Consider the following 15,520-nt stretch of genomic DNA (forward strand, 5'->3'; position numbering starts at 1 on the left):
CCGTGCGATTTGGGCCACAATCCATTCGGGAGCTTCGCATGAAACGCTTGTCCTCGCTCGTAATCCTTGCCGCGACCTTTTGTAGCGCAGCGTCCATGGCCCAGGCTCAGGGGCCCGGTCCGGGCGGCCGCGGTCCTGATCTCGACGCCAATCGCGACGGCGTGGTCAGCGTCTCCGAATTCGAAACGGCGGGCCGCCAGCGCTTCCAGCGCATGGATGAGAATCACGATGGTATCATCGACAAGGCCGAGGTCGCGGTGATCCGTCAGCGGATGGCGGACCGCATGCAGGACCGAGGTCCGCCGCCTCCCGGGGGCGGCAAGCGCCCGGACATGATCGCCGAGATGGACGCCAACAATGATGGCGAGATCACCTTGGTCGAGGTCACGGCGACCCAGACGGCGCGCTTCAAGACCGCCGACAAGAACGGCGACGGCCTGCTGGATCGGGCCGAACAGCAGGCCCTGAACCCCGGCGGCGGTCCGCCTCGACGCTAGGCAAGGTTAGCCCGGCGAGGTGTTCTTCGGCATGGCGTAGTCGGGGCCCTGAATGTTCTGGGCCTCGATGGCGAGGTCGCTGACATAGGGATTGCTGCGTCGCTCGTTGGCGAAGCTGGACATCGGGCCGTGGCCCGGCACGAAGCGCACGTCGCCGCCCAGCGGCCACAGTTTTTGGGTGATCGAGTCGAGCAGGTTCTGGTGATTGCCGCGCGGGAAATCGGTGCGGCCGATCGAGCCCTGAAACAGGACGTCGCCGACTTGGGCGAAGCGCGCCTGGCGGTGGAAGAAGATCACGTGGCCCGGCGTATGGCCGGGGCAGTGCAGGACCTCGAACTCGGTCTCGCCCAGGGTCACCACATCGCCATCGTCGAGCCAGCGGTCTGGAACGAAGATCCGCGCCTCCGGAACACCGTAGCGCTCGCCGGTCATCTGGATCTGGTCGATCCAGAACTGATCGTCCTTGTGCGGGCCCTCGATCGGAACCCCGGTCAGGCGCTTCAGCTCGGCCGCGCCGCCGGCGTGGTCCATGTGGCCATGGGTGATCCAGATCTTCTCCAGGGTCAGGCCCTGATCGGCGATGGCCTTCATCAGCCGGGGGACCTCGCCGCCTGGATCGATGATCGCGGCCTTCATCGTCTTGGCGCACCAGACGATCGTGCAGTTCTGCTGCAGGGGCGTGACCGGCGCGATGACGGCGCGGATTGGCGGCTGGTCGCTCATCGGCTGGCTCCAAACGAAAACGGGCGGGAACCGAAGTTCCCGCCCGTTCGACCTAAGGCTTGTCAGCCGAAGATCAAGACCGTTCCTCGGGCGAGCCCGGAGCCGGGGCGCCCGGCATCGGTGCGACGCCGGTGGCCGGAGCATCGGCGTCCAGCTCGTGGACCTCGCCCCGCAGGCCGCGACCCACGTGGCTCTTGCGGAAGCCATAGGCGAAATAGATCAGCAGGCCCAGGGCGCCCCAGATCGGCAGGACCAGGATCGATTCCAGCGGCAGGTTGAAATAGAGGAAGGCGCAGCCGGCCAGGGCGATCGGAGCCACGAGCCAGATCAGCGGCGTCTTGAACGGACGCGGACGGTTGGGATCCTTCACCCGCAGCACCATCACGGCGATCGCCACCATGAAGAAGGCGAACAGCGTGCCAGAGTTGGAGATGTCCGCCAGCTGCCCGACCGGGAAGAAGGCTGCGGCCATCGCCACGAACAGGCCGGTGGCGATGGTCACGATGTGCGGCGTCTTCCACCTGGGGTGGATCGCGGCCAGCTTGTCGGGCAGCAGACCGTCGCGGGCCATGACGAAGAAGATCCGCGTCTGACCATAGATCATCATCAGGATGACCGAAGGCAGGGCCAGATTGGCGGCCAGGCCGAGCAGGTAGCCGGCGAGGGGGAAGTCGACCTGACGCAGGACGTGGGCGAGCGCTTCGTTCGAGCAGACCAGGCGGTCAGCGTTCGAGGCCAGGCCGCAGGCGGTTTGGAAAGCGGCCGAACCGGGCTGGACGGCTTCGCCCGCCGCGCCGACTACGGGTTGAGCGCCGATGGCGCCGACCGCGCCGGCGGCGACCAGCAGGTAGAAGATGGTGCAGATGCCCAGGCTGCCGATCAGGCCGATCGGCACGTTACGCTGTGGGTTCTTGGTCTCTTCGGCGGCGGTGGAGACGGCGTCGAAGCCGACATAGGCAAAGAAGATCGAAGCAGCGGCGCCGAACACGCCCATGCCCGTCGTGCCTTCCGGGCCGAACCAGCCATTGGGAGCGAAGGGTTGGAAGTTGCCGCTCTTCATCAAGGGCAGGGTCAGGATGACAAAGACGCTCAGCGCCGTGACCTTGATCAACACCAGGAAAGCGTTGACGCGGGCGCTTTCAGTCGTCCCGACGACGAGCAGAGCCGTGACCGCCAGCGCGACCACGATAGCGGGGATGTTGACGACCCCGTGGCTGAAGTCAGCGACCGGCATGAAGCCATTGAGCGACCAGGCTGGACCGGCTCGCAAAGCCTCAGGCCAACGGAAATTCAGGGCGTTCTCGATCATGCCCAGGAAGTAGCCCGACCAGCCCACCGACACGGCGCTGGCCGCCACGGCGTATTCCAGGATCAGGGCCCAGCCGACCATCCAGGCCAGCAGTTCGCCCATCACGGCGTAGGTGTAGGTGTAGGCCGAGCCAGACACCGGCACCATGGACGCCAGTTCCGAATAGCAGAGCGCGGCGAAGGCGCAGACGGCGCCGGCGATCACGAAGCTCAGCATCATGCCCGGGCCGGCCTTTTGGGAAGCCGCGGCGGTCAGGACGAAGATACCCGTCCCGATGATTGCGCCTACCCCGAGCAGTGTGAGCTGTATGGGGCCCAGCGAGCGATGAAGGGATTTCTTCTCAGCCGTCGCTAGGATCGCATCGAGCGATTTTACGCGCCACATAGTTCCTCCTGGATACGCACGACTCCCCCCCGGGGAGCCGCCCTTGGATAAATTTTGCGGACGGTGACCCGTTTATGAGCATGGGGTCAAGGCCAAGCCGCCAAGGGGCGTAATTGCTCTCCGCTGCGCATCGCGTCCAGCCATGCTTGGCGGTTAAGGTTCTGACCGCTAAAGCCAAAACGATGTTGCCCATTTTCGAGGCCCTTCCAGCGCTAAAAGACGCTTTGAGCGCGCGCCAGGCCGTCGTGCTGGTCGCGCCGCCGGGCGCGGGCAAGACCACCTCTGTTCCCCTGGCGTTGCTGGGCGAGCCCTGGGTCGAGAACCGCAAGATCATCGTGCTGGAGCCGCGCCGTCTGGCGGCGCGGGCGGCGGCTGCCCGCATGGCGGCGACCCTGGGCGAATCTGTCGGCGAAACGGTCGGTTTCCGGGTGCGCCTGCAATCCAGGGTCTCGGCCCGCACCCGCATTGAGGTGGTCACGGAGGGCGTCTTTACCCGGATGATTCTCGACGATCCGGGTCTGGAGAGCGTCGCCGCCGTCCTGTTCGACGAATTTCACGAGCGCAGCCTCGACGCGGATCTGGGCCTGGCCTTCGCGCGAGACGTCCAGGGCCTGCTGCGCGAGGATCTGCGGCTGCTGGTGATGTCGGCGACCCTGGATGGCGCGCGGGTCTCGTCTCTGCTGGGCGACGCGCCGGTGATCGAAAGCCAGGGGCGGATGTTCCCGGTCGACACCCGTTATCTGGGCCGGGACGACCGCCTGCGGCTGGAAGACCGCGTCGGCCGCGCCGTCGAACGCGCCCTGGCCGAGGAAACCGGCAGCCTGCTGGTTTTCCTGCCGGGGCAGGGCGAGATTCGCCGCGTCGAGAGTTGGCTGACCGAGCGCTTGCGCCGTCCCGACGTCGATCTGGCCCCGCTCTATGGCGCGCTTGACCCCGCCGTGCAGGATCGCGCCATCGCCGAAGCTGCGCCCGGCCGGCGCAAGGTGGTGCTGGCGACCTCGATCGCCGAGACCAGCCTGACCATTCAGGGCGTGCGGGTTGTCATCGACTGCGGCCTGGCCAGGGTTCCGCGCTACGATCCCGCCAGCGGTATCACCCGCCTGGACACCGTCCGCGTCAGCCGCGCCGCCGCCGACCAGCGGCGGGGGCGGGCGGGGCGCACCGAGCCGGGCGTCTGCTACCGTCTGTGGGACGAGGCCGAGACCCGCTCTCTCCCCGCCTTCGCCCGGCCCGAGATTCTGGAGGTCGACCTGTCGCGCCTGGCGCTGGACCTGGCCCGCTGGGGCGCGCGCGACGCATCAAGCCTGTGCTTCATGGACCCGCCGCCCGCCGCCGCCTTCGCCGAGGCTCGCACGCTATTGCAGCGCATTCTGGCGCTGGACGTCCACGGCGACCTCACCACCCACGGCAAGGCCCTGGCCGAGATGCCCTTGCCGCCGCGCATCGCCCACATGGTGGTCCGCGCCGCCGCCTCCGGGCAGGCGCGGCGCGGGGCCGAGGTCGCGGCCCTGCTGACCGAGCAGGGGCTGGGCGGTCGCGATGTCGATCTGCGGCGCCGGCTGGAGAATCTCGGCCGAGATCGCTCGCCGAGGGCCAAGGACGCCCAGGCCCTGGCCGATCGCTGGGCGCGGGCGGCGGGCAAGCCCTCCGGCGCCGCGCCCCTCGATGAGGGCCTGATGCTGGCAGAGGCCTATCCCGAGCGGGTGGCCCGGGCGCGCGGCAAGCCGGGTGAATTCCAGCTGGCCGGCGGCCGCGGCGTCTATATGGAGCCCACCGATCCGCTGGCCCGCGAGACCTGGCTGGCCGTCGGCGAACTGGGCGGCGGCGACAGTCGTGACCGCATTCTGCTGGCCGCCGCTGTTGATGAAGTGGCCCTGCGCGACACCTTCGCCGATCGCCTGACCGCCGAAGACCGCCTGGAGACCAGCCCCGGTGGCAAGGTTCGCGCCAAGCGGTTGCTGCGCTTGGGCAAGCTTGTGCTGGAGGAGCGGTTGATCGACAAGCCTGACCCGGCCCTGATCGCCGGCGCTCTGCTGGACCAGGTGCGATCAGAGGGGCTGTCGGCGCTGCGGTTGGGCAACGGCGTCCAGGGGCTGCGCGACCGCGTCGCTTTCTTGCGCGCCCTCGACGGCGAGGCCTGGCCTGACCTGTCGGACGACTCGCTTCTGGAGCGGCTCGGCGAGTGGCTGGAACCGCTGCTGCACGGCCGCTCATCTTTATTGGCGCTGGACGAAAACACGCTGGATGGCGCGATCCGATCGCTGATCCCCTGGGACGCGCAGCAAAAGATCGACGCGGCGCTCCCCGCGCGGTTCAAGGCGCCGACCGGCACAACGGTGGCCATCGACTATGCCGCCGAGGCCGGGCCGCGCATCGACATCCGCGTGCAGGAACTGTTTGGCCTGACCGAGCACCCCAGCATCGCCGGGGGCAAGATTCCGCTGGTGCTGTCGTTGCTGTCGCCGGGTCATAAGCCGATCCAGATCACGCGGGACCTGCCGGGATTCTGGAAGGGGTCGTGGCGCGAGGTGAAGGTCGAGATGAAGGGGCGCTACCCCCGGCATGTGTGGCCGGATGACCCGGCCGCCGCCGCGCCGACGACTAGGGCGAAGCCGCGGGGGACGTGATTACTTGCCCCCTCCGCGCCTTCGGCGCTCCTCCCCCTATGGGGCAGGGCTATCGCATATGGCCGAGTAGGGAGAAGAGGAAGGTGTCGTCCCAGCCGGCGCGCTTGATCTTTCCCTTTATGGAGCCCTTGTCGGGGTGCTGCCTGAGGGTGTTGAGAGCGAGTTTTCGCAGGAGGGCGAGGTTCTGGGGGGCATGGTCCTTTCGGCTTCGGGAGGCGTCTTCATCGAGGGCGACATCGAGGACCCAGTGGAGTTGGTTCTCGATGGTCCAGTGGGCTCGGGCGACCTGCAGCACCCTTTGGGGGGACAGTGGAGTCGAGAGCAGGAACCAGCGTACGATGGTATCCTGAGGCTGATCAGTTGGCTTTCGGCGGGTCTCGACGCGAGCGACAGCGGCCAGGCCAGGAAAGTCCATATCTGTCGCCGCAACGACGATGGCGGTGCGGCCCTCAAGCCGGTCGTGGGCGCGTTCAGGCCCATCGACGGCGCCGCAAGCGGCGTCGGCGGCCTGGGTCAGGACTTGAGCCTGGGCCAGCAGCTTGGGCTGGTTGGCCTTCAGCGCCAGGGCATAGTCGGCGCCAGCGTCGAGGATGGCCTGAGCGGTGTCCCTGCGGCAATGCAGGGCGTCGGCGGTGACGATGCAGCCCTGAAGATCCAACAGGGCCAGGGCCTGCTGGGCTCCCAGCACCTCGTTACGGCCCGGCGCCAGGCGCTGGCCGATGACCAGTCGAGCTTCGACGGCCCAGACATTGACCAGATGCAGTGGCGTGGCCTTGCGCCCGCGCTCATAGGCCCCGCGCAGCGCCTTGCCGTCGATGGCCACCACGCCCTTCAGAGCCCCGGCGAAGGCGGCCGTGAACTTGGCGAAGGCCGCCTCGAAGGGTTCGGGCTCAAGGTGGCGGAACACCCGACTGAAGGTGTCGTGGCTGGGCGGACCATGCTCCAGCTTCAGAACCTGACGCAGGCAATCAAGCTTGGCGCGCGCGAACAGGGCCATGTCGGTGCAGTCCTCGGCTCCGCACAGCAGCGCCGCCAGCGACACGAACATCAGCTCCAGCAGATCGTGCCGGGCATTGCCCGCCCGAGGATCTTCAACTTCCGAAAAAAAGCTCGAAAACGTCTCCACCGCGCCGTCTCCACACAACAGAAGACGCCCTTCAGAATCCGCTTCGACCTAAAAAATCGACTCCAAATCCATATGCGATAGCCCTGCCCTATGGGGGAGGACGGCTGCGCAGCCGCCAGGAGGGGGCGAGTCCGCCGCCTTACCCCGTCACCGTATAAATCATGATCCCCGTCGCCACCGACAAGTTCAGGCTGTCGGCCCGGCCGCGCATCGGGATCTTGACGTTGACGTCGCAGGCCGAGGCCAGTTCCGGCGGCAGGCCCTGCTGCTCGTTGCCCATCAAGATCAGCGATGGCTTCACATAGTCGGCGCTCTTGTGGTCGACCGTGGCGGTCAGCAGGGTGCCGACCACCGAGCCGGGCCAGACTTCGCGCCAGGCCAGGAATTCCGGGATGGTCGCCTTGACGATCTGCACCGCGAAGATCGAGCCCATGGTCGCCCGCACGCCCTCGACCGAATAGGGATCGACGCAGTCGCCCACCAGGATCACCCCGCCGCAGCCGGCCGCGTCTGCGGTGCGGATCACCGTGCCCAGATTGCCCGGGTCGCGCACCGCCTGCATGGCCACCCAGCAGGGCGCGCTTTGCGGCACGATGGCGTCCAGCGGCGTGAACACCTGCCTGAACACGCCGACCACGGCCTGGGGGTTGTCGCGGCGCGAGACCTTCTCGAGGATTTCGCGATTGACCTCAATGACTTCGCCGCCGGCCTTCAGGCAGGCCTGCGAGGCCTTCTGCAACATCGGATGGTCGGCGGCGTCACGGCCGTACATCAGGATCTTCGGCGCATGACCGCAGTCGATCGCCTCGATGACGATCTTCAGGCCTTCGGCCAGGAACAGGCCGCTCTCCTCACGCTCCTTGCGCATGTGCAGGGCGCGGACGGCCTTGACCGTGGCGTTGGACAGCGAGGTGACGGTTCTGGCGTTCATCTCGCTCACCCTTCGGAGGCCCAACGGGCGAAGAACGACAGGCCGATCTGACGATCGCCCTTTTTCTCGACCAGCGACAGCTCGCCCCAGTCGATCACGCCGCTGCGGCCGTCCAGCACCTGAGCCAGCAGGCCTGACATCGCCGCGCCCGAGACCCGGGCGGCATAGGCGTTCATCAGCAGGAATGAGGCGTCGTCGCTGAGCAATTGGGCGCAGTTCGTCGTGAGTTCGGTCAGGTCCTCGAACAGACGCCACACCTCGCCGTCGGCGCCGCGTCCGAATTTCGGCGGATCCAGGATAATGCCGTCATAGACATTGCCGCGCCGCACCTCGCGGGCCGCGAACTTGCGGGCGTCCTCGACGATCCAGCGGATCGGCTTGTCGTCGAGCCCGGCGAAGGCGGCGTTCTCGCGCGCGAAGCCGACCGACTTCTTGGAGGCGTCCACATGGGTGACGGCCGCCCCGGCGGCGGCGCAGACCAGGGAAGCCACGCCGGTATAGCCGAACAGATTCAGGATCTTGGGCTGGCGACCTGACGCCTTGGCGAAGGCGCGCACGCGCTCGTCCTGCCAGGCCCAGTTGGCGGCCTGCTCGGGAAAGAAGGCCAGGTGCCGGAAAGGCGTGAACTGGCCGTGGAACTTCGCTTCGCCCCAGGCCAGGGGGAACTTCTCGATGGGCCTGCCCTTGAAGCGCCAGCGGCCGGCCTCGTCCTCGTCGGAGGGGTCGAACACCGCGTCGGCGTCCTCCCAGGCCCTGGCCGGCAGACGGGGCGACCAGAAGCATTGCGGCTCGGGGCGCACGACCGTGTAGGGGCCGTAGCGTTCCAGCTTCTTGCCGTTTCCGCTGTCCAGCAGGGCGTAGTCGCTCCAGCCGGTGGTGCGCATCACGATGGGGGCGGGGGCGATCGTCGGGCTCATTGCCTCGCCCATACGCTTTCAAGGCGCGCGCCGTCCAGTGCGTGGGGCGTGTGAGGTCTTGTCCCACTGGTGCGGCGCGACGAAGAATTGCCACACGGCGCGGGGCGAGGCGATGATCCACAGCGTCCAGTATCCGGCCATGCCAAAGAGGTGCAGATAGCGCGGCGTCCCGCCGGCGCGCACCACGCCCAGCGCCCCGCAGGCCGCCGAGGCGCACCAACCGAAAGCGTAGAGACACAGATCCGCACTAGGGATCGATGATCGCCCATCCGCCATCTGGTCCAGGATCATCCATATCGCCGCGATCACCATCGCCGGCGCGTGCAGGTTTGATGAGGCGATCGGCATGGCCAGGGTGACCATCAGGGCCAGGATCGCGCGGGGATCGCGGTGGGCTCCAAGTCTTGCATGAACCGTCAGGGTCTGAAGATGGCCCTTGATCCAGCGCGCGCGTTGCGGGCCCCATTGCGCCAGCGAGGTCGGCGCGGTCTCCAGGGTGGGGCGCTCAAGGGTGCCCAGATGATAGCCTGCGCGGGCCAGGCGAAAGCCGATGTCCGCATCCTCGGTCACATTGTAGGAATCCCAGCCGCCGACGGCGCGCAAGGGCGCCGCCCTGAAGTGATTACTGGTGCCGCCCAGAGGAAAAGGCAGGCCCCATTTTGCATAGGCCGGCAGCAGCACCTCAAACAGAGCAGCGTATTCCAGTTGGAACTGGTGGGGAATGAAGGCCGGATAGCTGGGGGTCTCGATCCGCAAGGGCGCCTGCAGACAGGCCAGTCGCGGATCCTCCGCCGCGAAGCGGGCCGCCGCCTCGCGCAGTTGCAGCGGGTCGGGGGCGTCCTCGGCGTCGTAGATGACCACGATATCGCCCCTGGCCCAGTTGAGGGCTTCATTGCAGGCGCGAGGCTTGGTGCGCGGGACGCCCGGCGGAACGACCAGCACTTGGATGAACGCGGGCAGATCCAGGGCCCGAAAGGCTGCTCGCGTCGCCAGGTCGTCCGCTTCCAGGACGATCAGCGCCTGCAGGCGATCGCGCGGGTAGTCCAGCCGGTCCAGATGAGCCACGAGTTCGGCCGCGACCTCTGCCTCGCGATAGAGCGGCACGATCAGGGTGTAGGGCGGCAGGGCTTCATCCGGCAGGGGCGTCGCGGCCTCTGGTGCGCGCGGGGTGAGGATCGCCGCCAGCCGGATCAGCCCCCCGCCCACAAAGACGACGAAGAACCCCCAATACAGGGCGTGAAACAGGTCATTCGGATCGAACACCACCATGACCACGGCGAGAAGGCCTGTTGCGCCCGCGACGACCCTCTGTCGCGCGCCCAGGCCGACGTGCTGACCCGGCTTCGCCTCCGTGTCCGCGGGGCTGAGATCCTGAACAAAGGCCGCCGTTGCGGCTATTGGAACCACGCCCCGCTCTTCGCGCGCCATGTTGCCCCCCGAATGGTCCGCTGATCCATCAGGATGCGAGTAGGGCTAACTCAACCCATAAGTGTCAAATGAAAAACACGCGTTTCAGGTTCGATACTGCGTCGCTTGCGACGGCTGGGTGATTCCCGTTTAGTGTCGGCGGTCGGGGAACCGCAGGGGGGAGTCTGGTTGTGACGCTTGTTTTGAAGAAGCCGCATAAGTCGGCGCGGAAGCCCAAGGGCGATGGCCATCTGCGCCGAGGCGAGATTCTCGTCGCCGCCGAGAAGATCTTCATCGCCGAGGGCTATGCCGGCGCCACGATCCGCAAGATCGCCGATGCGGTCGGGGTGTCGTCCACGGCCCTCTACATGCACTTTCGCGACAAGGACCAGATCCTGCTGGAGATCAGCGACGGCGCGATCGAGCGGCTTCTGAACCTGAATACCGACGTCGCCGGCCGGCCGATCGACCCCGTTTCGCGGGTCCGGCTGATGCTGGAGGCCTATATGCGCTTCGCGCTGGAGAACCCGAACACCTACGAACTGGTGTTCTGCGGTTCGGGCGCGGCGATCTCGGTAGAAAAGCAGGCCGGCACCCTGGAGCTGGGCGATCGCTGCTTCGAGAAGTTCAGCGAACCGTTCCGCGAGATCGCGGCTTCGGGACGTCTGCGCTCGGGCACGGCCCAGAGCGCCGCCGAGGTGTTGTGGGCTGGCTGTCATGGCCTGGTGTCGCTGTTGATCACCAAGCCGAACCGTACCTGGTCTCCGTCCGAGCAACTGATGCCGATGATGCTGGATGGGCTGCTCTACGGTCTGGTCACGGACTGACTTGATGAGCCTCGCCCGCGCGCTCGCCGCTGTCGCGGCGGCGATGATCATCGCCCCGTCTGCGGCCGCGTCCAGCGTGCGGGTGATGTCGCTCGATTCCTGCGCCGATCAGTATGTGCTGGCCCTGGCGCCGCGCGAGACCATCGTGGGAGTGTCGCATCGCGCCGGAGCGCCCGACTCCTACATGCGCGCCGCCTCTGTGGGTCTCCCGCGTCGGCGCGCGACGGTCGAGAGCCTGGTGGCGGCGAGGCCGGACGTGGTGGTGCGGCTCTGGGGCGGCGACACGCGACTGGTGTCAGCGCTCGAACGCCGGGGTGTCCGCACCATCTCGATCGACGACGCGGCCGATTTTTCCGGCGTGCGCGCCAATGTCCGCCGGGTCGCCGAGGCGCTGGGGCGCCGCGCCGCCGGCGAAGCCCTGATCGCGCACATGGAGGGTCAACTCACCGCCGCCGCCGGGGCCTGGAAGGGCGACCGTGCGCTTTACCTGACGCCTGGGGGCTATACGGCCGGGAGCGGCACCCTGATCGACGCCATTCTTCGGGCGGCGGGGCTGTCGAACGCCAGCACCCAACCCTTCTTTAGCCCCGTGCCTCTGGAGAGCATGGTCATGAGCCCGCCGCGCGCTCTGGTGCTGGGGTTCTTTGACCGGACCCGCGCCGGGTCCGACCGCTGGGGTCCCGGTCGTCATGCGGCCCTGAGGCGGGCTGTCGAGCATCGGACGATCGCGTCCCTGCCCGGCGCGGTGGTGGGCTGTCCCGCCTGGTTCGCGGCCGACGGTGTGGCCTTGCTGGCTGGGGCGGGCGCCGCGCGATGAGTCTGGTTCGTCTGTGTCTCGTCATGCTGGGCCTGCTGGCCTTGGCGGCGGCGTTCGCCATCATGCTCGGCGAGACGCCCTTTGCCGCAAGCCAATATCTCCTGGCCCTGACTCATCCCGGGTCACCGCCAGGGGAAGTGCTCTGGACCATTCGGGCGCCGCGCGTGGCCATGGCCGTGCTGGTGGGCGGCGCGCTAGGCCTGGCCGGGGCCACCATGCAGGGTCTGTTGCGCAACCCTCTGGCCGATCCCGGTGTCCTGGGCGTGTCGGCGATCTCGGGTCTCGGCGCGGCTCTGGCCATCGCCGGCGGGCTGGCGGCGGCCCCCGGCGCGATTGAGCTCTCGGCCCTGGCGGGCGCGCTGCTGGCGGGCGGGGCGGTGGTCGCGATCGCCATTCGTCTGCGCGAACCCGAAGCTCTGATCCTGTTCGGCGTTGCGATTTCCGCCTTCGGCGGCGCTCTGACCGCCCTGGTGTTCAATCTGGCCCCGTCGCCCGTGGCGATCGCCGAGATCCTGGCCTGGCTGATGGGTTCGGTCGAGAACCGGGACTGGACCGACAGTCTGCGCGCCCTCGTTCCGATGGCCGTCGGGGCCGTCCTGTGCGTGAAGGCCGGGCGCGGCTTGCGCATGCTGACCCTGGGCGAGGAGGCCGCGCGGATGTCCGGTCTGCCGATGTCGCGCCTGCGCGCCTATGCCGTGGCCGGCGCCGCCCTGCTGACCGGCGCGGCCGTGGCCGGAGCGGGGGTGATCGGCTTTGTCGGTCTGGCCGCGCCGCACATGGTGCGCGCCCTGGTCAAGGACGACCCGCGGCAGATTCTGTGGCCGTCGGCCCTGGCCGGCGCGCTGCTGCTGGTGGTGGCCGATCTGGCCGCCCGCCTGGCGCCGACGGACCAGGAACTGAAGCTGGGCGTCGTCACCGCGCTGTTCGGCGCACCGGTCTTCGCCCTGTTGGCCTGGCGCGCGGCGCGGAGCTGGCGGTCATGACGGCCGCATGGACAATCCGCGGCGTCAGTGCGCGCCTGGACGGCAAGCCGGTGCTGGACGGCGCCGGTCTCGTCGCTCGGCCGGGCGAGGTGATTGGCGTGGTCGGTCCCAACGGCGCAGGCAAGACCAGCCTGCTGCGGGCGGGGCTGGGTCTGTTGCCGTTGATCGCCGGCGAGGCCGCGCTGTCTGGCAAGGCGCTTGACCAGCTCAACGCAGTCCAGCGCGCAGCCCTGGTCGGCTATCTGCCGCAGGATCGCCGCGTAGCCTGGAACCTGCCGGCCGAGAGGGTGGCGGCGCTGGGCGCGATCGACCTGCCCGAGGCCAAGGCCTTGATCGTGGCGCGTGACCGCCTGGCGCAGGTCGGCGCGGGGCGTCTGGCGACGCGGGGCGTGCTCGACATGTCGGGGGGCGAGCGGGCCCGGGTGCTGCTGGCGAGGCTTCTGTCCACCCGCGCGCCGCTGCTGGTCGCCGACGAGCCGATTGCGGGCCTGGACCCCGACGCTCAACTCCTGACGCTCGACCTGTTGCGCGCAGAAGCCGCCCGCGGCGCGGCGGTGGTGGTGACGCTGCATGACCTGAGCTTGGCCGCGCGCTCCTGTGACCGGGTGATCGTGCTGGATCAGGGCAGGGTGGTCGCCGAAGGGGCTCCGGGCGCCGCCTTGTCGTCAGAGGTCTTGGCGCGGGTCTTCAAGCTGGAGGGCGCCTTGGTCGAAACCCCGGCAGGCCTCGTTCTGGCGGCCCGGCGGCTCTAGATCAGGGCTGGGCGTCCGGTGTGTAGGCTTGGGCGATCGACGGCGTATAGACATAGCCGCCCCGTTTGAGATCGCTCGACAGCGTCAAGGGCGCTGTCCCGCCATTGAGGCGCGCGCGATAGACCATCGTCGTTTCCAGCGTGCGCATCACATAGTTGCGGGTTTCGGAAAACGGGATGCACTCGATGAAGTCCAGGGGGTCAGTCGACGCGCCGCGGGGATCCCCGCACAGAGTGGCCCACTGAGCGGGGCGTCCCGGACCGGCGTTATAGGCCGCGGCGGCCATGATGTAGGAGCCGCTGAAGTTGTTGACCATGCTGCCCAGATAGGTCGAGCCCAGGCGCATGTTGTAGGACGCGTCCGCCAGCCGATCGACAGAATGCTTTTCGCCCAGCTGGCGGGCGACGATCGCGGCGGTCGGCGGCATCAGTTGCATCATGCCGCGCGCGCCGACGCCGGAACGCGCGTTGGGATCGAAATTGCTTTCCTGCCGCGAGATCGAATAGACGAAGGCCGTCTCGGCCGCGCCGGGTCCGGGCGTGAAGTGGTGGTCCAGCAAAGGATAGCCGCGCTCGGCCAGAATGAACCCGCGTTGGGCGGCCGTGCGCACGGCGCGCATGGCCAGGTCCTGGTCGCCGGTACTGCGGGCCATATCGACCAGCAGGGCGCATTCCTCGGCGTTGGGCAGGGTGTCGTCGATGAACAGCACCAGGGCGCGGAACTGATCCTTGGCCCCGACGTCGTTCATCATCCGCGCGGCCCGGACCAGTTCGCGACCCATGAAACGGGCGCGGTCGGCCTGGGTGATGACCGGATCGCGATCCAGCTTGAGCTGGGTCATGCCCGCCTTTTCGGCCGCCAGTTGGCCGTAGAAGGTGGTGATGTAGCGCCCGCCTTCGGAATAGAAGGCCTGGGCGGCGATCGGGTCGCCCTGGGCCTCGGCCGCGCGCCCTTGCCAATACAGGGCGCGGCCCCGGGTGATCGGCGAGGCGCCGATCTCGGCAATGGCGCCGAAGTGCCGCGCCGCCGCATCGGGTTTGTTCAGACGTGTCAGGGCGATCCAGCCCGCATAGAACTCGGCCTCGGCGGCGTCCGCGCCCGAGGTGAGGCCCGTATTGGCGGAAATCTTGTAGGCGATCTGGTTGTCGCCCGCTTTTAGCGCCGTAACCACGAGGGCCCGGCGCTCTCTCCAGACCAGAGCGGCGGCCTCGTCGGTCGGGGGCGGGGAGGGGTAGTTGACGGCCTGATCCATGGCCTGGCTGTCGAGCCCCTTGCGACGCAGATAGGCCCCGCGTTCGAAGGCCACGCCCGGCGTGACCTGGTCTGAGGGCGTCAGGGCGGCATAGAGGCTGTTGGCGTTGCCGGCGTTCTGCCGATAGGCGATCCGGACCTGGGCGGCGGCCTGCTGGTCGGCGGGCAGCAGGGCGACCATGGCGCGGGCGGCGGGGCCTTGCGGGCCGTACAGCAGGATGTCCGCCCGACGCGCATAGTCGTCCGCGGTCAGCATTGACCCAAAACGCGCGGCCATGGCGCTCTGGGCATCGGCTTCGAAGACTTGATCGCGCCAGACGTGGCGGATCAGATCGACAGCCTTCTGGTTTTGACCGGAGGCCTGATAGGCGGAGGCCAGAGCCATGGCCCCTTCAGCGGTGGACGGATCGCCGCCGCCGAACCAGGCGATGATCCGGGCGGGATCAAGGCCCGACGTGGACAGCTGCTTTTCCGCGGCGCTGTCGCGACGGCCGGGGCGGGGCCAGCCGGCCAGGTCGCGCCGCGCCGCATCGAGTTCGAAAAAGCTCATCGCTTCGGCGCAACTGTCGACCAGGGCCCACAGCGCGATCTTTCGGGCCAGCGGGTCCTGCAGGCTGTCCATCGCCGAGCGCGCGCGCGACACGTCGCCCGACTTAGCGGCGGCCAGCGCCGCGCGAAGATTTCCGGCTTCGACGTCCGAAAGGGTTGTGGGGATCGCGGTCGGCGGCGTCGTCACCAACGCGGGTGCGCTGGCGGATGAGTTGGAAACCGGCTCGGCCGTCTGGGCGTCGGCGATGCTGCCGATCAGCCCCAGGCTGGCGGTCCCCAACATGATCCGACGAAACACAGAAGCCAAAACGCGCTCTCCTTCTCGCCCTGCCGAATCGACCCGACAGACGTTTATGCGATCCATTCAGCCTGAAGACACCTAAGGAACGGTTTTTCTGAGGCCCTCGGGGCTTGACCCTA

Annotated in this window: 13 protein-coding genes; 6 read left to right on the forward strand and 7 right to left on the reverse strand. The window is 68.2% G+C overall.

The window, feature by feature from the left end; all coding sequences use genetic code 11:
- Window positions 1–95 precede the first annotated feature (95 nt).
- A complete protein-coding gene (locus ACW18B_RS12035) occupies window positions 96–497 on the forward strand; it encodes an EF-hand domain-containing protein (RefSeq protein ID WP_492047286.1) in 402 nt (133 codons plus the stop codon).
- Window positions 498–503: 6 nt separating this feature from the next.
- Here the strand turns inward: ACW18B_RS12035 and ACW18B_RS12040 are convergent, their stop codons facing one another.
- Both ACW18B_RS12040 and ACW18B_RS12045 read right to left on the reverse strand, forming a co-directional pair.
- Complete coding sequence (locus ACW18B_RS12040) at window positions 504–1,220, reverse strand: MBL fold metallo-hydrolase (protein WP_492047287.1); 717 nt, start codon at window positions 1,218–1,220, stop codon at window positions 504–506.
- Between the two features lie 73 nt (window positions 1,221–1,293).
- On the reverse strand, window positions 1,294–2,913 hold the full coding sequence (locus tag ACW18B_RS12045; RefSeq protein WP_492047288.1) for an amino acid permease: 1,620 nt from the start codon (window positions 2,911–2,913) through the stop codon (window positions 1,294–1,296).
- A 182-nt stretch (window positions 2,914–3,095) separates the two neighbouring features.
- Between ACW18B_RS12045 and hrpB the strand changes: the two genes are divergently transcribed.
- Entirely contained in the window at window positions 3,096–5,540 is a 2,445-nt protein-coding gene (gene hrpB, locus ACW18B_RS12050) for an ATP-dependent helicase HrpB (protein ID WP_492047289.1), read from the forward strand.
- A 49-nt stretch (window positions 5,541–5,589) separates the two neighbouring features.
- Here hrpB and ACW18B_RS12055 read toward each other — a convergent pair whose 3' ends face one another.
- The 4 genes from ACW18B_RS12055 to ACW18B_RS12070 form a co-directional block, all read right to left on the reverse strand.
- Entirely contained in the window at window positions 5,590–6,666 is a 1,077-nt protein-coding gene (locus ACW18B_RS12055) for an ISAs1 family transposase (RefSeq protein ID WP_492047290.1), read from the reverse strand.
- A gap of 139 nt (window positions 6,667–6,805) precedes the next feature.
- Window positions 6,806–7,597, reverse strand: a complete 792-nt coding sequence (locus ACW18B_RS12060) for a TrmH family RNA methyltransferase (protein WP_492047291.1) — start codon at window positions 7,595–7,597, stop codon at window positions 6,806–6,808.
- Window positions 7,598–7,602: 5 nt separating this feature from the next.
- Entirely contained in the window at window positions 7,603–8,514 is a 912-nt protein-coding gene (locus ACW18B_RS12065; protein ID WP_492047292.1) for an RsmD family RNA methyltransferase, read from the reverse strand.
- Between the two features lie 18 nt (window positions 8,515–8,532).
- Window positions 8,533–9,942, reverse strand: a complete 1,410-nt coding sequence (locus ACW18B_RS12070) for a glycosyltransferase (protein ID WP_492047293.1) — start codon at window positions 9,940–9,942, stop codon at window positions 8,533–8,535.
- Window positions 9,943–10,112: 170 nt separating this feature from the next.
- Here ACW18B_RS12070 and ACW18B_RS12075 point away from each other — a divergent pair, with 170 nt between their 5' ends.
- Genes ACW18B_RS12075 through ACW18B_RS12090 form a run of 4 tightly spaced genes read left to right on the forward strand, consistent with a single transcriptional unit; the run spans window position 10,113 to window position 13,300 of the window.
- Window positions 10,113–10,748, forward strand: coding sequence for a TetR/AcrR family transcriptional regulator (locus ACW18B_RS12075; RefSeq protein ID WP_492047294.1), 636 nt, complete (start codon window positions 10,113–10,115; stop codon window positions 10,746–10,748).
- 4 nt (window positions 10,749–10,752) lie between these two features.
- Complete coding sequence (locus tag ACW18B_RS12080; RefSeq protein WP_492047295.1) at window positions 10,753–11,565, forward strand: ABC transporter substrate-binding protein; 813 nt, start codon at window positions 10,753–10,755, stop codon at window positions 11,563–11,565.
- On the forward strand, window positions 11,502–12,548 hold the full coding sequence (locus ACW18B_RS12085) for a FecCD family ABC transporter permease (protein ID WP_492051695.1): 1,047 nt from the start codon (window positions 11,502–11,504) through the stop codon (window positions 12,546–12,548). Before ACW18B_RS12080 ends, ACW18B_RS12085 begins: the two co-directional genes overlap by 64 nt.
- A complete protein-coding gene (locus ACW18B_RS12090) occupies window positions 12,545–13,300 on the forward strand; it encodes an ABC transporter ATP-binding protein (RefSeq protein ID WP_492047296.1) in 756 nt (251 codons plus the stop codon). Before ACW18B_RS12085 ends, ACW18B_RS12090 begins: the two co-directional genes overlap by 4 nt.
- A gap of 1 nt (window position 13,301) precedes the next feature.
- On the opposite strand, the gene ACW18B_RS12095 is transcribed toward ACW18B_RS12090, so the two are convergent.
- On the reverse strand, window positions 13,302–15,407 hold the full coding sequence (locus tag ACW18B_RS12095) for a transglycosylase SLT domain-containing protein (RefSeq protein ID WP_492047297.1): 2,106 nt from the start codon (window positions 15,405–15,407) through the stop codon (window positions 13,302–13,304).
- Window positions 15,408–15,520: the final 113 nt, after the last annotated feature.

This window comes from Caulobacter sp. FV2ps19 (assembly GCF_058681035.1).